We start from the raw sequence: 18,552 nt of genomic DNA on the forward strand, positions 1-18,552 counted from the left end.
TGTCACCTAACCGGCGGGCGCCACCGGCCTTGACGTTGCGGGAGACTGCGACGATGGTCTAGATCGCCGGTCTGGGCGAGATGGGGAGGTCGCATTGTTCGGCAGACGCAAAGCCGGACGGGAGGCGGCTCGCGAGCGGGAGGCGAGGGAAGCAGCGGGCGACTACCTGCTGGCGGGAATTGCCGGCGACGGCCCGGGCGTCGATGATGTGGTTAGCCGAGTCGACACGTTCATGCTTCAGGCAGCCGTGGTCGACATCGCCCAGCGAGCCGTGTCTGCTCTTGCCCAGGAGCGTGGGGTCGGGGTGGACGAAGTCATGACGTCCCTCATTTCGGATGAACTACCAGACGGCGGGCGGTTGAACCGGTAACCCAAGCCATCCTCGTCTGCCGCGGTCCGCGCACCTGCGAGGGGTCGTAACGTACCGCGCGGCGGCACCGACAATCACAGCGGTCCGGACGTAGCCGTCGTTGAGCAGCCGGTAAAGCTTCCGTGCGCCGTCGTTGGGGGTCGTGTCGTCGATGTGGGAGGCCACCACGCCCGAGAACCGAGAACGACTTCACTGACGCCAAGGTCAGGCGGTCCGCCCGGGCCGCGACGCAATCGACCTCGAAACCGTGGGTTTGCGTCTGCAATGCGCTATGACCGGGCCCGCAAGAACCTCGACCGGCATCCCAACTACCCCCTGGCCGCGTACATGGCCTCTGGGACTTAGCAAGGCCTCGCGGCTCTGCCGAATAGCGGACGTTGTCGAGGCGGCACAAGACCCGCGATGAGACGACCTACGCGCCGGTTTTGGTGGTACCCGTGCTGTGGCGAGCGCCTCGATCAAGGGTCGTCGCTGAAGCCAACGCGATTGCCGGCACGGTCTCCCGCGACGGCAACAAGGTCTACACCATGTTCGTGCACCCCCCGGGCCGCCGGTCGCGGTATAGGACGGCTTCTGGCGATCTGCTCTGATGGAAACATCTACGGAGGCCGTCTTCCTCCGCTGGTGCACCGACCAAGACCAGGACTCGCTGGCTACGGTCCGGGTGGACGTGCCGACAGCGGGGTCGGTGGGGACCGACATAGCTTGACGCACATATGACGTCTGATCTATGTTTCCCCCAATCGGTTCGCCGGGCCGTGCCGAGATCCCTTATCCGAATCCCGCTAGCCGGACGTACGCCAGCGGTTTGTTCGGATCTGTGTTGCCGCCGCCGACGGAAGGGCACCTTCGGCCGGTGCTGATCGCGCCATCCCGATTCCCGAAACATCCGGTTGCAGGTCGGCTCACTCGGTCGAAGAAGCGCTCAACTCGGCGCGGGCTACCACCGTGCCCGAGTCTCGTTTACCTGCACATATTCGCCGCTCGAGCGCAAGATCATGTTTCCGAAACATTTCCGAAAAGTGTTGCTCCGAAACAGGGTCGGATGACAGTATCGACACGCATGAATCGATCAACGAGGACGTCCAGTCGTCCCCCGCCAAGGCGGCTCGGGCACTGGCCGAAAAGGAGGTCAAGGTGGCTACGAGTCCCTCCGCCCATCGTGGCGGGTTCCGGCGGGACAGATCGCTCGTCGTCAAAGCGCTGGTCGCCGGTGTGGCCGGTGTCGTGACGGCGGCCACGGCCGCGGTGATGATGCCGTCGGCGAACGCGGCGGAGAGCACGCTGGGTGCCGCGGCCGCGCAGTCCGGCCGGTACTTCGGCACGGCGATCGCGGCCGGCCGGCTCAGCAACTCGACGTACACCACGATCGCCGGACGTGAGTTCAACATGGTGACGGCCGAGAACGAGATGAAGCCCGACGCCACCGAGCCCCAACGCGGGCAGTTCAACTTCAGCGCCGGTGATCAGATCTACAACTGGGCCACACAGCGCGGGATGAAGGTGCGGGGCCACACCCTGGCCTGGCATGGACAGCAGCCGGGGTGGATGCAAAGCCTGTCCGGCTCCACGCTGCGTCAGGCCATGATCGATCACATCAACGGGGTGATGGGGCACTACAAGGGCAAGTTGGCCGCGTGGGACGTGGTGAACGAGGCGTTCAACGAGGACGGCAGCCGCCGCCAGTCGAACCTGCAGGGAACCGGCAACGACTGGATCGAGGTGGCGTTCCGCACCGCCCGCAACGCCGACCCGTCGGTGAAGCTCTGCTACAACGACTACAACATCGAAAACTGGTCGTACGGCAAGACCCAGGGCGTGTACCGCATGATCCAGGACTTCAAGTCCAGGGGAGTGCCGATCGACTGCGTCGGGCTGCAGACCCACTTCACCGGCGGCAGCTCGCTGCCTGGCAACTTCCAGACCACGCTGTCCAGCTTCGCCGCCCTCGGCGTGGACGTGGCCCTGACCGAGGTCGACGTCACCAACGCGTCGACGTCGCAGTACGCGGGGCTGACCCAGGCGTGCCTAAACGTGCCGCGCTGCATCGGGATCACGGTGTGGGGCGTGCGTGACAGCGACTCGTGGCGGTCCAGCGAAAGCCCGCTGCTGTTCGACGGCAACGGAAACAAGAAGGCCGCCTACACGTCGGTGCTCAACGCCCTCAACGCCGTCACCCCGACCACCTCACCGACCGCGAGCCCGACGACCACCGCCTCACCCAACCCGCCGGGAGGCTCAGGCACGATCGCCGGAGTGCAATCCGGCCGGTGCATCGACGTGCCCAACGCGACGCAGACCAACGGCACGCGCGTCCAGCTCTACGACTGCCACGGCCAGACCAACCAGACGTGGACCTACACCTCGAGCAAACAGCTGCAGGTGTACGGCAGCAAGTGCCTGGACGCCAACGGCGCCGCGACCGCCAACGGCACCGCCGTCATCATCTGGGACTGCAACGGCGGGACGAACCAGCAATGGAACGTCAACTCCAACGGCACCATCAGCGGCGTGCAGTCCGGCCGATGCCTGGACGTGTGGGGCACCGCCAACGGGCAGCAGATCCAGCTGTACGACTGCCACGGGCAGACCAACCAGCAGTGGCGGACCAACTTCGCGAGCGGCCCGACCTCACCGCCAACGTCCTCCCCGCCCCCGAGCGGCTGCGCTCTTCCGTCGACCTACCGCTGGTCGTCGACCGGCGCGCTGGCGAACCCGCAGAACGGGTGGCTATCGGTCAAGGACTTCACCAACGTTGTCTACAACGGCAAGCACCTGGTCTACGCGTCGAACGTCTCGAGCGCAGGATCGTATGGCTCGATGAACTTCGGCCTGTTCACGAACTGGTCCGACATGGCCTCGGCCACCCAGACCGGGATGAGCCAGGGCACGGTGGCGCCCACGCTGCTCTACTTCGCCCCGAAGAACATCTGGGTGCTGGCGTACCAGTGGGGGCCGACGTCGTTCAGCTACAAGACGTCGACCGACCCGACCAACGCCAACGGCTGGTCCGCGGCACAGACGCTGTCCACCGCCAGCCTTCCCGACGCCCCGTACGGCGTGATCGACCAGACCCTCATCGGCGACGACCAGAACATGTACCTGTTCTTCGCCGGCGACAACGGCAAGATCTACCGGTCGAGCATGCCAATCGGGAACTTCCCGGGCAGCTTCGGCTCGAACTACACGACGATCATGACCGACTCCACCAACAACCTGTTCGAAGCGGTCGAGGTCTACAAGGTCCAAGGCCAAAACCAGTACCTGATGATCGTCGAGGCGATCGGAAGCCAGGGGCAGCGCTACTTCCGCTCGTTCACGTCCAACAGCCTCAGCGGGTCGTGGGCACCGCAGGCCACCAGCGAGAGCAACCCGTTCGCCGGTAAGGCCAACAGCGGTGCCACCTGGACCAACGACATCAGCCACGGTGACCTGGTCCGCAACAACCCCGACCAGACCAAGACCATCGACGCCTGCAACCTCCAGTTCCTCTACCAGGGGAAGGACCCCAGCGCCGGGGGCGACTACAACCGGCTGCCGTGGCGGCCGGGAGTGCTGACCCTGCAGCGTTAGGGGGAAAGGGCTGACCCAGACCAACCCCATTCGCTGACCGCTCGGGGGTGTGTCCGGCGCCGTTCGGCGCCGGACACACCCCGATAACGCCTCGTGGCGATGGTCGTGTGGAACTCGCAGCCAAGACGACCTCCACTGATCTTGACTGCAGAGGCGCGAACCGCCCGGACGCGGTTCGCGTGCGTCCACCGTGGAGAGCGCGCCGGTCTGCCACCTGGCGGAATGGGAACGCCCGCCATCCAGCCTCGTGCGCGGCGGCCACGTTCGACGTGCCGTCGTCGACCAAAACGATCTCTTCGCCGGGCGCGCCGAGGTCGCCGGCCACTGCGGTGAAGGCGGCCGGATCCGGCTTGCGATGGCGGAGGCGGTGGCTGAAGAACAGGTGGTCGAACCGGGCGCGGGTCAACGCCTCCTCATCCAGCGGTCCGTTGTTGGTAAAAGGAGCCAGTACGCGGTCGCCACGATGCCGGTCGAGCACGTGGATGACGGCCGGGTTCGCCGCGCTGCTGGCTGCCAATCCACGGATGCGGGACACGGTAGTGTTCCTCACCCCCGACCATCTCGCGGCGCTCCTCCCTGGTGTCGTCGCCGAGCCGTCGCCGCGGCGACCGCGGACCTGCTCGTCGAGATCGCTCAGCTCGGGGCCAGCCCTAGCTGACGCTGGAAATCCAGCTCGTCGAAGTAGAGATGATGCTCCGTGATCTTCCCGTTCTTCACGGTCGCGATGTCGGCGCCACGGATTTTGACGTGCTTCCCGGTCGGTTCCATGGTCGCGCCCGTCGGCCCCCGCACCGACCCGGTGTTCGTGCCAACAAAGAAGCCCTCGTCGACCGCCTTGTTGCCCGACTCGACCTTGCTGGTCGATTCCCAACTGCCGTCCGGGAAACCATCGATGAACTGACGCCAGTAATCCCCGATCTGCTGGCGTCCCTTGACCTCGCCCGCGTCCGGAGTCATGACGACCGCATCGTCCGCGTACAAGGCCGCTGTCGCGTCCACATCATGAGCTTCCATGGCCGCAACGGTCATCCGGTCCAGTAGTTCGCGTGCCTCTCCCATCTTTGCCACCCCCTTTCCTGCTGGTTATCCGCCGATTCGGGCGCCAACCATCGCCGCGGCCTGAAATACCGGAGCGGCAACGACGGTCGTCAACCTTGGTTGACAGCAGCTTAATCAGGCCGGCCGCGGTAATGATCGGCACGACGGCGGGACCGGACGATCATCGAGATCGTCAGGATCGAGCGACCTACACGATGATCCCGCCGCACGGCAGGAATCAGAAGCCAGCGCCCAGTGGTGCTGCGCGGCGTCGCGACGGCGCCCCGGCAGCTCAGGGCAAGTGGTCCTCCACGGGTTCCGGCCTCCTTCGGCGGTCTGCACGTTCAAGGCTCGGAGCCGGCTTTGAGCCGAGCCTTGGGGGTTCAAATCGATGACGGGGAGGCTGCGTTGGGTTTGGGTTCATATCGAGGGGCGACACGAACCAAACCCTCCTGGTCGATGTCGGGCCGTAGTCGTCCGGGTTTGCGCATGCGGTGAGCCCGGCTCGGATTTTGCCTCCGAAGCTTCGGAGGCCTGGACGAGGTCGCCTCGCAGCACGGGATCGGTGACTGTGAATTCGCTGGCGAGGATCTCACAGCCGCCTTCTACGGCGAGCGTCGGTGGACCAGGCCGCGAACTCGACCGGCGCCAAGACTGTCGCACGCGCCGGAGGCGCCGCGGTTCAGGTCCTCCGGACGCCGCTGCGATCGCTCGCGCCGCGGTCTGCCGCACGTCCTCGTGCTGGTCGGTGGTGGCGCGGTCGTGCAGTCGTGACCCCTATCCGGTGTGGTGGGGTGACCCCGGCAGGCCCGGCGGCAGCGGCAGCCCGAGGTTCTCGGCCACCGCCTGCACGCTGTCCGCCGTGAGGTCCGGATTGATCGTGTGGCGTGAGGTCACCTTCAAGCCGGAGACCAGTGCGGCGTAGCGGTTCGCGGTCGCCAGGGGGATCCCACGCGCCGTCGCCACCACGAGTCCGGCGAGGTGGGCGTCGCCGGCTCCGGCGGTATTGGCCACCGTGACGTCGAGGGCGGCCGCATGGGTGAGGGCCTGGCCGTCCCATGCCCAGCTACCGTGGCTGCCGGCCGTCACGACGACGGACATGCGCGGATTCACCCCAGCGAGTCGGCGAACGGCCGCCTCGACCACGCTCGGGATGGATGCATTCTCCGCCGCCATTCCGGCCACAGCGGCTGCCTCGTCGAGGTTCACGGCCAACAGATCAACCTTCTCGAGCAGCCCGGCGGTCAGAACCTGCTCGAGCTCTCCAGGGATGAAGGCCGCGACCCGGAAGAACGCCGCCTCCGTCGCGAGTTCGAGCAACGCGTACCGCGCTTCGAGTGGCACCTCTGGCAGCGCGACAGCGATGCCCTTGCCGTAGTGGGCCGCGACCACGGTGCCCGCATGCCGGATGTCCTGCGGCCCGACGCAATCGCTCGCCGAGCCGGTTGTGGTGATGTTGCCGCCGTCGCCACCGGGGTAGACGAAGCACACCGAAAACAGTGTCGGGCGGGACGAGACCGTCACGAACGACATGTCCATACCCGCCGTACGCATTTCCTCGGCGACGGTTCTGCCGTTCGCGTCGTCGCCGACCTTGCCGATCGGAAAGACCCGGACGGCGGTCCCCAGTAGCCGTTGGACGTAGTGGCAGACAATGTGGAGCTTGCAATAGTCGCGCTGGTCGAGCAGCGTCGCCGCCCGGCTCTCTTCCCGTCCAAGGGTGTGGTCGCCCGTCAGCGCAAGGAACATGCCCGAGCCGATGCCACCCGTCGCCACCACAACGTCGTAGGTCCGCGGACTCATGGAAGCACGCCGAGATCCCACTCAGGGTGCTGGCTGACCGGATGCTGCGCCGTTTCGACGGTGGCCGTGAGCAGCGCGTCGGAGTGTTCCTGCAACAGCGTGATCGGATACTCCGGGGTGACCTCACTGAACAGGGCCACCCGCAGGGCCGTCTGCTTCCATGCGCCGGTGTCGCTGAACAATCTGATCTTGCGTGCGGGGAGGATCTCCCGCAGACCGAGCGTGACGGACATCGGAGGAACGAACTGGTACGCGCCGCCGAAAGTGCGATGGGCGAGCGCGATGACGGTGTCGAGGTTGTTGTCCTGCACCCGGGCGGTCGACGCCCGCAGCTGTTGGACCGTCACGGGACTGTAGGGATGGCGGCGTGCCTGGTTGTAGGCGATGTGCCCGTCCTGTCCCCACCCGCCGTACACGAGGTCGGCCGGTTGCTCCACCAGGCTGCGCGAGATCTCGTCGAGAGCGTCAGGTTCTGGCCAGTGCCGGCGGGCCTGCGGAACGTTGAGTTCCGGCGCGATGGGGCCGTAGAAGTTCCGTTCCATGAAACCCCGGAAGCTGTACGGGTGGTTGCGGGGTAGTTGCTTGCCCTCCCAGTCGAGGCATTCGTCCATGTGGAACACGTCGACGTGGGAGAGGTTCACCCGGCGCGCGTTGACAAGTTCGGTGAACGGCGTGTACCAGCAGCTCGGCCCGCAGGGCACGACGATTCGCAGAGTGGTCCCCTCGCGCGCGCTGCGGGTTATCTCCTCGACGAGCTCCCGGGCCATGAGTAGGCCCATCTCGGCGCTGTCCCGGCAGAGCCGAAGCGGTATGCGACGGTCAGGATGGTCCACGAGGTCTTCGGCCGGGACGCGGCACCAGCGCATGAGGTCCCCGATCGGGACGGCGCCGCTCATCAGCGCACGTCCGGCAGCCACTGCCGCTGGGCGTCGATCATCTCGTCGCACATCCGCCGGATCTGGTCCAGGCTCAGCAGCGAGCTGGTGAGCCGGTCGAGGGAGGCCGCGGCGTAGATCAGGTCCTTGGATCGCTGCCGGTAGGCCTCGACGACGCAGTGCTGGTAGCCGATCGACGCCAGGTTGATGCCGGCGCACGCGGCCGGCAGGTCGCCGACGAACGTCGGCTGTACCCCGTTCTGGTCGACCAGGCAGGGCACCTCGACGCAGCTGCCCTCGGGAAGGTTGGTGATCAGACCGGTGTTCGGGACGTTGCCGTAGACGACCCTGGGGGTGTTCGTGACAACGGAGTCGACGATCCGGGCGGCGTACTCCTCACTGACGGCCAGCGTCCCCGCCGCGAAATCGTCAGCGAGCCGCTCGAGCTCGGCGTCGTTGTTGCCCCTGGTGATCTCCAGGTAGTCCCATCGCTGCGGCAGGAGCGCCCGCACGTCCTCGGCCGAGCGCCGGAAGTGCGGATAGTACTCGGACGCGTGGTGGCTCGACTCGGTCTGGAAGAACCCGGTCAGGTCCATGATGGCGGTTCGGACACCCTCACGACCGCCGGCGTACCACTCGTCCAGCGGCCGTGCCGGTGCCAGGTCGCCGCGGTGGTAGGCGGCGACGGCGGCGCGCAGCTCGGGCATGACGTCGCGCCCCCGGTGCCGGAAGTCCAGCATCCAGGCCTGGTGGTTGATTCCAGCCGCACGGAAGGACCATTCCCCGGCTTCGAGTCCCATGATGTCGGCCAGCTCGTCGGCGGTGTGCTGGACGGAGTGGCAGAGGCCGGTGACGCGGATGCCCGCCGTGGATACGAACCAGCAGTTGATGGCCATCGGGTTCGCGTAGTTCAGCATCAGGGCATCGGGACACAGTTCACGCATGTCAGAGACGATCTCGTCGAGCGCGCTCATGGAGCGCAGGCCGCGGAAGACTCCGCCGGGGCCCAGCGTGTCCCCGACGGTCTGGTCGATTCCGTAGCGGCGAGGGATCTCCATGTCGATCGCATAGGCGTCGCGACCCCCGACCTGGAAACACACGACGACGAAGTCCGCCCCACGCAAGGCCTCCCGACGGTTCGTCGTCGGCTCGATCCGGGCCGTGAGCGTGTGCGCCTCGACCAGCCGGCGGGCCAGCCGCTCGGTGCGGCGCAACGACCCCGCATCGATGTCCATCAGCGAATAGGTGGCGTCCTTCGTGCTGTCGAACGAGAGAAAGTCGTTCATCAGCTGCAGTGGGAACTCGTAGCCACCGGCACCGATGATCGCGATCTTCGTCATACATCTCCTTCCGCTGTTCGGCCGGACGGCCCGCCAAGCGCGGTCACAGTCGGATCACCGCCTTGACCGGTTGGGTGGCTCCCTCAGCCAGGGCCATGAAGACCCGTTGCGATTCCTCGAGGGCGATCGGGGTTGTCCAGCCGAGGTCCACCTGCGAGGCGAGCGCGAGGGCGGCGGCGAACTCCTGCGGCGTGTAGGCGAAGGAGCCCACCACCCGCTTCTCGAACCGGACGAGCTGGTTGCCGTCGAAGCCGGGGTGGTTGTCGACCAGCCCGATCCAGACGCAGGTCCCGCCGGGCCTGACCCGATCGACCGCGGCCTCGCGGGTGAGCTGCGATCCCACCGCGTCCAGGACGACGTCATACTCGCCGGCAAGCTCGGTCGCGCACGACGCCGCTCCCAGACGCTCGGCGAGCGCCAGCCGGTTCGGCGAGCGGTCCACGACAGTGAAACCCGTCAGGCCGCGGGACAACCCCGCGAGCAGGCACACCAAACCGATCGTGCCGGCGCCGATGATCGCGACCCGCTCCGTGCCCGCCAGGTCGACCCGGTTCCAGGCGTGGACGGCGTTGGCAAGCGGTTCCACCATCGCGGCGGTCTCCCACGTCATATCTGCGGGCAGGTCATGGATCGAGTCCGCCGGGACAACGACGTTCTCGGCGAACCCGCCGGGCCGTTGGGCCCCGATGAGCTCTCGATACCGGCAGATCTGCGGCAGCCCTTGGCGGCACATGTCGCACGCCGCGCAGCTCACCAACGGATTGACCACGACGCGCCGACCGTCCGGGGTGACGCCGGCGAACTCGTGCCCCATGATCAGCGGTGGTTTGCGAAAACCCACGTGCCGGAAGCCGTGCAGCTCGCTGCCGCAGATGCCGGCCGCCCGGACCTCGAGCAGCACGCTGTCGGCGTCCGCCTCCGGTCTCGCGACATCCTGTAGCTCCATCGTTCCGGGATCGGTGAAGACCAGGGCCCGCATCGGCGGCCGCGCCGGAAGGTTGTCGAGGGCGACACTGCGCTGGCTCATCGGTGCTCCCGTTGGTGACGAGGGCGGACAGGTGTCACCCTGCCGCAGGGGTTGGGGGGCCGCGGGTTACATTGACGCCAGTTGCCCGCCGTCCACGACGATCTCGCTGCCGGTGATGAAGGACGCGTCGTCGGAGGCGAGAAATGCATAGGCCGCGGCGACCTCGTCCGGTTGGCCGGTGCGGTTGAGGGGCACCTTGAGCCGGGCGTAGTCGGCTGCGAAGTCGCTGTCACCCAGGTTCTCGGCGATCTGTGCGTTCAGCGGCGTCTCGATGTAGCCGGGACAGAGCGCGTTGACCCGGATTCCGTGCGGGCCCAGTTCCACGGCCATGGTCTTGGTCAGCAGCAGTACGCCGGCCTTCGAGGCGTTGTAGTGCGCGTAGTCGGCCTCGCCGGCGACACCATTCGTGGACGACATGTTCACGATCGCTCCGCCGGTGCGCTGCTGCACGAGGATCCGACTCACGGCCTGCGCGACGAGGAACATGCCGCGCAGATTGACGGCGAGCATCCGATCCCAATGATCCGGTGTGATCTCCAGGAACGGCTCACGCCAGGCCGTACCAGCGTTGTTGATCAGCGTGTCGATGCCGCCGAGCGCGTCCCGCGCGTCCTGGACCAGTCGCCCGACGTCCGGCTCGCCGCTGACGTCCACCGGCGTTCCCGACACCTCGCCGAAACGTCGCAGCCGGGTCACCGCGGCCGACACGTCGCCTGGGTCGAGGCCGCCGAGATGGACGCGGGCTCCCTCCTCCAGAAAACGTCGAGCGGTCGCCTCGCCGATGCCGCTGCTGCCGCCGCTGACGAGCACCCTCTGTCCGCGAAGCCCACGCATGGCACCTCCCGCGGACCGCCGTCTGTTCGGTATGTTGAACACGATTCGTGATTTCGACAGCACTGTAATGGCGGAAGTCGAACCGTGTAAAGATCGACGTGCGTTACGGTGCCTTTACGCATCGAAAAAGGTGGGAGTGCGATGGGCAGGACCGTCCCGGCCGCGAACCGGGCCTTCGACATCCTGGAGTTGTTTCTGCAGGACCCGCTGCTTTCCGCCAGCGATGTGTTCACCCGCCTCGGCCTTCCCCGCACGACCGTGCACGAACTGCTCGTCACGCTCGTGGATCGCCGTTACCTGGTCCAGGTGCCCGGGCAGCCGACGCGCTATCGGCTGGGCGTACGCCTGTTCCAGTTGGGCAGCGTCTTCGCCGAGCACGTCGACCTGGCGCGCGAGGCGCATCGCGTAGCCAACGACGTCGCCGGTGCCTGCGACGAGACGGTGCACGTCGCCGTGCTGGAGGGGCGCGACGTGATCTACATCGCTCGGGTGGAGAGCACGCATCCCGTCCGGATGGTCTCCGCCGTGGGCCGGCGCCTGCCCGCGCACTGCACCGGCGTCGGCAAGATGCTGCTCTCAGATCTCTCACCGGAGACGCTCGACGTGTTGTATCCCCCCAACAGCCCGCTTGCGACGATGACCCGCAACAGCAACTCCTCGGCCGCGCGACTCAAGTCGGCGTTGCGGGGCGTGCGGAAGGAGGGTCTGGCGTTCGACGAGGCAGAGTCCAATGAGGACGTTCATTGCGTCGCCGCCGGCGTGCGCGACCACACCGGCACGATGGTCGCGGCCATGAGCATCTCGGTGCCGACGACGCGGTGGAACGCCGAGGCCCGCACCAACCTCACGCGACTCGTCCGCGACGGCGCCGGCCGTCTGTCCGAGAGTCTCGGCTACCGCCGGCCGGCCCCGTAGCGCGGCTCGGAGTCATGCCCGCAGGGACTCCGGGAGCAGGTCGCCGTGCGCCTTTGTCATCTCGTCGCACAGCGCCCAGATGTCGTCGACCCGCAGGGTCGCCGACGCGTTCGGGTCCATCATCACCGCCTGGCGGACCATCCTCGGGTCACCCTCCAGGGCGGCTCGGACGGTCAGCTCACCGACCGCGAGAAAAGCCTGGTTGAGGGCGGCGCACTGCGGCGGAAGAGCGCCGACGCGGTGCGGGTGGATACCGAGGCTGTCGACAGTGCACGGCACCTCGACGGCGGCACCGCGAGGCAGGTTGCCGATCAGGTCGCGGTTGGGCACGTTGGCGTGGATGATGCGCGTCGACCCGGTGACCATCGAGTGGATGACCTGCGGGGCATACTCCGTGGCGCCGTGTTCGATCGGCACGACCTCGCCCGCGGCGAGCGTCGCCCGCATCAGCTCGTACTCCGCGACGTTCTCCTCGCTGATGCCGATGTAGGCGTCGACGGGTATGCGCAGGCGCGCGACCTCCCGCTCGTCGTGCAGATACCACGGGACGTACTCCGAGGAGTGCTCGCTGGTCTCGGTGGGGTAGTAGCCCAGGCGGCGATACATGTCCACCCGCACGCGCCGGCGCAACTCGGGATCCGCGTCGATGCGCTCGTCGAGTCGCCGGTACAGGTTTTCGCCCCTATGCTCCCAGCGCAGCAGCCACGCCTGGTGATTGACTCCCGCCGCCCGATAGTCCGTCTCCTCCAGCGGGACACCAACGAGATCACACAGCCCCGCGACCGTCCAGTAGACGCTGTGGCACAGGCCGACCGCCTTCAGCCGAGGCGCCACCTCGGAGAGCCACCACACGTTCATGGCCATGGGGTTGGTGTAGTTGAGCAGCCAGGCGTCCGGGCACACCGCCAGCATGTCCTCGGCGATGCCGCGCAGGACGGGGAAGGTGCGCAGGGCCCGGAAGACGCCTCCCACGCCCAGCGTGTCCGCGATCGTCTGGCGGACCCCGAACGATGCCGGAATCTCGAAGTCGGTCCGGGTGGCGGCGATGCCACCGACCTGGATCATGTTGATGACGAACTGCGCCCCCTCGAGTGCCGTCCGCCGGTCGAGGGTCGCGGTGATCGAGGGATGGACACCGAGTTGCTCGGCGGCCTGCCGGGCGATGCCCGCCGCGGTCTCCAGGCGGGCGGCATCGATGTCGTGCAGCGCGATGCGGACGTCCGCCAGCTCCGGGAAGCTGAGGATGTCGGCGAGCAACTGGCGCGTGAAGACCACGCTTCCGGCGCCGACAAAGGCAATGGTCGTCATGTGATTTCGTCCTGTCTGCTTCGAAATCCGGTTCAGCCCTTGACCGCGCTGGACGTCAGTGACTGGATGAACGTCCGCTGCGTGGCCAGGAACGCGATCAGCACCGGAACAACGGCGATGAGGTTGCCGGCCATCACGGCCGACCACTGTGTCCGGTGTTGTCCCTGGAACGTCGCGAGGCCGAGTTGCAGCGTGTAGTTGTGGTCGTTGTTGAGGGCGATCAGCGGCCAGGCGAGATCGTTCCAGGTGGTCAGGAAGGTCAGGACCGCAACGGTGCCCAACGCCGGTCTGGCCAAGGGCACCACGACGAGCCACAGGGCCTTCAGGCGGGAGCAGCCGTCGATCCAGGCAGCTTCCTCGATCTCCCGCGGAAGGGACAGGAAGAACTGCCGGAACAGGAACACCGCGAAGGGAGTGACCAGCGAGGGGACGATGAGCGCCCCGAGGGTATCGATCAACCCCAACTTCTTCATGATGAGGAACGTCGGGATCATCGTTATCTGGAACGGGATGACCAAGGTGCCGAGCATCAGCGTCAGCATCGTCTTCGAACCGCCGAACCGCAGCCGCGCGAAGGCGTAACCGGCGAGCACGCCGAAGACCAGGTTCCCGACCACGACGACGAGCGCCACGATGCTGGAGTTGAGGAACCAACGCGGAAAGAGCGCGTTGTTCAGCACGTACCGATAGCCGTCGAGGTGCAGCGAGTCGGGGATGATCGTCGGTGGGAACTTGTTGATCTGCGCGTTGGTCATGAACGAACTCATGACCAGCCAGGCCAGCGGCAGCGCGAACAGCAGCGCGACAGGGACGAGCACCAGATGCCACGGGCTGAACGGAAGCCATCTGCGACGCCGGGCGCCGTGCACCGTGGTCACGGTCGGCTCACCACCTCGTGATCGCGGCGCCGCGCGAAGCGAACACCGATGCTGAGGAGCAGCAGGCCGAAGGCCAGCACGTAGGCGGCCGCCGCGGCGTAGCCGGCGTTGAAGAATTCGAAAGCCTGCTGCCAGACGTAGAAGACCACGACGGTGGTCGACTCCAAGGGACCGCCCCGGGTCGTGACGAACACCAGGTCGAAGACCTGCAAGGCCTGCAGAGTCTCCCAGACCACGAGGAACACCGTGATCGGTCGCAGCGCGGGCCATACGACGTATCGGAACGTCGCCCACCTGCCCGCTCCGTCCAGGGCCGCCGCCTCGACCAGGTCGCTCTGGATGTCCTGCAACCCCGCGAGGTAGACCACTACGCAGAAGCCGACGCCGCTCCAGAGCCCGATGAGCACGAGCAGATACAGGGCCTGGTTCTTGTCGGCGAAGAAGCCCTGGGGTGGAATGTCGAACCAGTGCAGGACGGCGTTGGCCAGGCCGAAATGCGAATCGAATATGAAGGAGAAAAGTACGCCCTGCGCGGTCGCCGAGATGACGAACGGCACGAAGACCAGTGTGCGATAGACGCCGATGAACCGGATCTTGCGGTTGAGCAACAGAGCCAACCCGAGCCCGCCCACGATCGACAGTGGAACGAACAGAGCGGTGTAGATCAACGTGTGGCCGACCGCGGCGCGGAACGCGGGATCATGACTCAGGAGATCGTAGTTCTGCAGTCCCACCCATTCGGCCGGCGCGATCAGGTCGGACCTCTGCAACGACAGGATCAGCGACCATGCCATCGGCAGTATGCCGAGGCCGAGGATGACGACGCAGGCCGGGAGAATATAGGCCCAGGCGGTCCCCGCCTCGCCGAACCTTCGCCTGGCGGGCGGTCGCCGCCGGCTCGCCGCCTCCCGGCTGACGACCGCCGCCCGTAGCTCGATGCCCACCCGCGCTCCTAACCGGCGGCAAGGGCCGCGTTGGCGGCCTGCACGGCCGCTTGGAGCGCTTCCTCGGGAGTCCCCTGGTTGAGGACCATCTTGGTGATTGCCTGACCCAGGGGTTGCGAGATGCGCGGATAGTTGCGGATCGTCGGACGGGTCCGCGCATAGCCGAGCGCGTTCGAGAAGACGTCAAGGCCGACGGTGGACTGCAGGTGCTGCTTCCACTCGGCGGACTCGGAGGTGCTCTTGCGCAGCGGCAGGCTGCCGGCCTGGGTGGCCCATTGCACGTCCTGATCGGCGGCGGTGACGAACTGCAGGAACTCGACGGCGGCCTTGACCCGCGCCGATCCGTTGTCGAAAACCGTCCAGGTGTCCGGGCCGGCGATGGTGACCCGCTGCCCGCTGTAGCTCGGAAGCGGAACCACGCCGTAGTCGACCTTCGCTTCGAGGATGGCGGGTAGCTGCCACGGCCCGGTCGCGATCATGCCCATCTTGTTGCTGTTGAAGATCTGGTACATCGTCTCGCTGCCCGGCTTGGTATCCGGGTAGGCCGACTTGTCCGCACCCAGTTGGTGGACCGTCCGCAGTGCCTTCAGGCCCGTGTCGTTGTCGAACCCGACCTTGCGCCCGGAGTCGTCCACGATGGCACCACCCAGGTCCCAGATCATCGGGTAGATACGCCAGACGCAGTCTTCCCCGCCGTCGGCGGGCCATCCCGTGCCGAAGATCCCCTTCCCGGGATCGGTCAGCCGCTTCGCCGTGGCGACGAACTCGTCCCAGGTCCAGGACTCGGTCGGCTCCGGCACCCCGGCATCCTTGAAGACCTTCTTGTTGTACGCGACGCAAAGGTTGTCGATCAGGGCCGGGAACCCGTGCACCTTCCCGTCGACGGTCACCGCGTCGCGCGCAGCGGGGAAGAAGTCGTCCCACTTCGCCTCGGGTGGGGTGATGAACGACTGCAGGTTGGCGACCTTGGGGCTGCGGGCGACACTGGCGATGTCCGGCCCGAAGATGTAGGCGATGTCCGGGTAACTGCCGCCGGAGAGCGCGGTGGTGATCTTCTGCAGCATGGCGTCGGCCAGCACGCCGCCACTGCTCGCGTCGACCTTGATCTTCGGGTTCTTGCTCTGGAAGTTGGCCACGATCTTGTCGATCGTTTCCTTACCCTGTTCGTTCTGCCCGTGCCACATGGTGATGGTGACGGTGCCGTCGTCCGCCACGCCACTGTCGTCATCGGAGCCACATGCGCTCAGGATCGGTCCTATCCCGGCCAGCGCGGCCAGGCTCAGACCACCTCGTAGAAAGTCTCGCCGAGTGGGCACGCTGCCGTAGGGCTGTCGTACGGTCACTGAAGGTCTCCCCCTTCTCGTGCTGCGGCGTGATGGCTGGTGCGAGCAGAAACTGTTCGTTCCGTTCCACCCCTTGCGCAGCGGTTCGGGTGCGAGCGATCACTGGGTTGTGGTGGTGGCTACGGCAGGTTAGGCCGTGCCCGGGACCCATATGTTCGAGATTTCGAACGCTGTCCGATAAAGCGCACGGAATCTATCCAGCTGATTTCGAGGTGTCAATGACGTCCCCACCCGCCCGCGCACCCGCCGCTGCATGGTTACAGCACCGTGAGCGCGTCGCCGGAGAGCACGACCGAACGGGTCAGGTTGCGCGGGGTGTCAGGGTTGAGGCCGCGCGCTTCGGCGAGCTCGACCGCGACGCGCTGTGCTACGACCAGCGAGGCCAGCGGATCGAGCGGTAGGTCGACCACCGTCGCGCCGACCGCGTGCACCTCGCGTGCCAGGGCGGCGTCGAGTGGACCGAAGGACCACACGACGCTACCGGGGCCCGACACGCTGATAGGTCCGTGCCGGTATTCGAGGGCGGGGTAGGCCTCCGTCCAGGCCTGTGCGGCCTCCCGTAGCTTCAGCCCAGCCTCATGGGCGAGGCCGACCGTCCAGCCGCGGCCGAGGAACGTCCACTGTGACACGGCGGTGGGGTCGACCGGCAGTCGCGTGTTGAGCCCCTGCTCGGCATCGGTCGCGGCACGCTCGTCGTCGTCGCCGGCATGGGCCCGCAGCAGTGTGAGGGCAGTGGTGGCGAAGCGTGTCTGGACCACCGAACGTTCATCGGCGAAAGGCAGCGCGATGACGCCGTCCGCGGCCGCCGCTACCGGACCGTCGGGGACCGCGGTGATCAGGACGGAGCGCGCGGCGTGGCCGCGGCTCAAGACGTTCGCGACCTCTGATGTCGTGCCGGAGCGGGAGATCGCCACGATGACGTCGTAACGGCGTCCGTGTGGCATCTCGGACGCCGCGAACGCGTCGGTCCGGCCGTGCCCGGCACTCTCCCGCAGACTCGCCGCCGCTTGTGCCATGTAGAGCGACGTGCCGCAGCCGACGATGCACACGTCCTGGCCAGGTGCCGGCAGTAGGTCGGCGACCTCCGGCAGGAGCCGCCGGGCGCGGCGCCAGAGTTCGGGCTGGGTTGCGATCTCATCTGCCGTGGTGCTCATCGCAAGATACTCGGACGGTGCTTCGTGCGCTGTCAAGCAATTCTTCTCGGCATTCACGCAGATTCGAGCAAACTCGCGCAGTACTTGTGCAAACACGAGCGTGTTGCGATGCTCATGCGGTGGCCGAACCCCGCGCACTGGATCTTCTTGTCGTCGGCGACGCCAACCCCGATCTGATCCTGCGTGGGGGCGATATCGAGCCCGTCTTCGGCCAGCGCGAGCGCGTCGTTGACGACGGCGCCCTCGTACTCGGTGGTTCGGGTGCCATCACCGCGGTCGGCGCGGCACGGTTGGGTCTGCGGACCGCGATGGCCGCCGCCGTCGGCGACGACGTGCTGGGCCGGTTCGTCCTCGAGACGCTGGCCGCCGCCGGCGTCGACACCACCGCCGTGCGCATCGCCGACGACGTCCCGACCGGCATCAGCGTGGCGCTGGCCCGCCCCGACGACCGTGCCGTACTCACCGCGCCCGGCGCCCTGGCAGCCCTCGACGCGGCCGACGTGCCCGATGCCCTGCTGCGGCGAACCCGACACGTCCATGTCGCTTCGCCGTTCCTGCAGCCAAGGCTGCGAGATGGTTTACGACAGCTCGTCGCGCGCGCCCACGAGGCCGGCGCGACCGTGTCGCTGGATACCGGATGGGACCCGCAGGAGCGGTGGACTTCCGTCGCCACCGTTGTAGGCCTTGTTGACGTGCTGCTACCGAACACGCAGGAGGCGGTTCGGCTGGCCGCCGCAGTGCAGCGGCCGACCGGTTCGGCCGCACCGCGGAGGCGGCCGGTGACGGATGCCGATGAAGAGCACGTGGCGGCCGCGGGAGTTCTCGCCGATCACGGCACTCTGGTCGTCGTGAAGAACGGGGCGGATGGCGCGGTCGCGGTGCACGACGGGACGGTGGTCCGGAGCGCCGCGTACAGGGTTCAAACCGTGGACGCGACAGGCGCCGGTGATTCCTTCGACGCGGGGTTCCTCGCCGGCTGGCTCGGCGGGGCAGATCTCGCATTCTCGCTCGCGCTCGGATGTGCCTGCGGCGCTCTGTCCACGCGCCGTGCCGGTGGCACCGCCGGACAGCCGACGCGGGACGAGGCTGAAGCGCTCATGGCGACGTCTTTCGATGCGCGTTTGGACACCCGAGCGGCGGGTTGATCATA

At 67.1% G+C, this 18,552-nt stretch carries 15 protein-coding genes and 1 pseudogene; 4 read left to right on the forward strand and 12 right to left on the reverse strand.

What is annotated here, in order from left to right; genetic code table 11:
* Positions 1-94 precede the first annotated feature (94 nt).
* A complete protein-coding gene (locus AB0J74_RS27175) occupies positions 95-370 on the forward strand; it encodes a hypothetical protein (RefSeq protein ID WP_363452761.1) in 276 nt (91 codons plus the stop codon).
* Positions 371-1,507: 1,137 nt separating this feature from the next.
* Positions 1,508-3,943, forward strand: a complete 2,436-nt coding sequence (locus AB0J74_RS27180; RefSeq protein ID WP_363452763.1) for a non-reducing end alpha-L-arabinofuranosidase family hydrolase — start codon at positions 1,508-1,510, stop codon at positions 3,941-3,943.
* A gap of 241 nt (positions 3,944-4,184) precedes the next feature.
* Here AB0J74_RS27180 and AB0J74_RS27185 read toward each other — a convergent pair.
* The 7 genes and pseudogenes from AB0J74_RS27185 to AB0J74_RS27215 all read right to left on the reverse strand — a co-directional run.
* Positions 4,185-4,493, reverse strand: a pseudogene (locus AB0J74_RS27185) (HAD-IA family hydrolase); the annotation flags it as partial.
* Between the two features lie 83 nt (positions 4,494-4,576).
* Entirely contained in the window at positions 4,577-5,002 is a 426-nt protein-coding gene (locus AB0J74_RS27190; RefSeq protein ID WP_363452765.1) for a nuclear transport factor 2 family protein, read from the reverse strand.
* Between the two features lie 756 nt (positions 5,003-5,758).
* Positions 5,759-6,784 carry a carbohydrate kinase family protein gene (locus tag AB0J74_RS27195; RefSeq protein WP_363452767.1) on the reverse strand — a complete coding sequence of 342 codons (1,026 nt, stop codon included), beginning with the start codon at positions 6,782-6,784 and terminating at the stop codon, positions 5,759-5,761.
* Complete coding sequence (locus AB0J74_RS27200; protein WP_363452769.1) at positions 6,781-7,680, reverse strand: hypothetical protein; 900 nt, start codon at positions 7,678-7,680, stop codon at positions 6,781-6,783. Before AB0J74_RS27200 ends, AB0J74_RS27195 begins: the two co-directional genes overlap by 4 nt.
* Positions 7,680-8,999 (reverse strand): alpha-galactosidase, encoded by a 1,320-nt coding sequence (gene melA, locus AB0J74_RS27205; RefSeq protein ID WP_363452771.1) that lies wholly within the window; start codon positions 8,997-8,999, stop codon positions 7,680-7,682. Before melA ends, AB0J74_RS27200 begins: the two co-directional genes overlap by 1 nt.
* Positions 9,000-9,042: 43 nt before the next feature.
* Complete coding sequence (locus AB0J74_RS27210; RefSeq protein ID WP_363452773.1) at positions 9,043-10,026, reverse strand: alcohol dehydrogenase catalytic domain-containing protein; 984 nt, start codon at positions 10,024-10,026, stop codon at positions 9,043-9,045.
* A 66-nt stretch (positions 10,027-10,092) separates the two neighbouring features.
* Positions 10,093-10,860: an SDR family NAD(P)-dependent oxidoreductase gene (locus AB0J74_RS27215; RefSeq protein ID WP_363453094.1), complete on the reverse strand. Its 768-nt coding sequence runs from the start codon at positions 10,858-10,860 to the stop codon at positions 10,093-10,095.
* A gap of 141 nt (positions 10,861-11,001) precedes the next feature.
* Between AB0J74_RS27215 and AB0J74_RS27220 the strand changes: the two genes are divergently transcribed.
* A complete protein-coding gene (locus AB0J74_RS27220) occupies positions 11,002-11,775 on the forward strand; it encodes an IclR family transcriptional regulator (RefSeq protein WP_363452775.1) in 774 nt (257 codons plus the stop codon).
* A 12-nt stretch (positions 11,776-11,787) separates the two neighbouring features.
* On the opposite strand, the gene AB0J74_RS27225 is transcribed toward AB0J74_RS27220, so the two are convergent.
* From AB0J74_RS27225 to AB0J74_RS27245, 5 genes are all read right to left on the reverse strand, one after another.
* Positions 11,788-13,083, reverse strand: a complete 1,296-nt coding sequence (locus AB0J74_RS27225) for an alpha-glucosidase/alpha-galactosidase (protein WP_363452777.1) — start codon at positions 13,081-13,083, stop codon at positions 11,788-11,790.
* 32 nt (positions 13,084-13,115) lie between these two features.
* Entirely contained in the window at positions 13,116-13,961 is an 846-nt protein-coding gene (locus AB0J74_RS27230; protein ID WP_363452779.1) for a carbohydrate ABC transporter permease, read from the reverse strand.
* Positions 13,958-14,905, reverse strand: a complete 948-nt coding sequence (locus tag AB0J74_RS27235; protein WP_363452781.1) for a sugar ABC transporter permease — start codon at positions 14,903-14,905, stop codon at positions 13,958-13,960. The genes AB0J74_RS27230 and AB0J74_RS27235 overlap by 4 nt, the downstream gene beginning before the upstream one ends.
* 8 nt (positions 14,906-14,913) lie before the next feature.
* Entirely contained in the window at positions 14,914-16,119 is a 1,206-nt protein-coding gene (locus AB0J74_RS27240) for an ABC transporter substrate-binding protein (protein ID WP_363452783.1), read from the reverse strand.
* 386 nt (positions 16,120-16,505) lie between these two features.
* Positions 16,506-17,402: an SIS domain-containing protein gene (locus tag AB0J74_RS27245; protein WP_363453096.1), complete on the reverse strand. Its 897-nt coding sequence runs from the start codon at positions 17,400-17,402 to the stop codon at positions 16,506-16,508.
* Positions 17,403-17,521: 119 nt separating this feature from the next.
* On the opposite strand from AB0J74_RS27245, the gene AB0J74_RS27250 reads away from it, so the two are divergent.
* A complete protein-coding gene (locus AB0J74_RS27250) occupies positions 17,522-18,547 on the forward strand; it encodes a carbohydrate kinase family protein (protein ID WP_363452785.1) in 1,026 nt (341 codons plus the stop codon).
* Positions 18,548-18,552 lie beyond the last annotated feature (5 nt).

The sequence above is a fragment of the Asanoa sp. NPDC049573 genome, assembly GCF_040676615.1.
Lineage (GTDB): Bacteria > Actinomycetota > Actinomycetes > Mycobacteriales > Micromonosporaceae > Asanoa.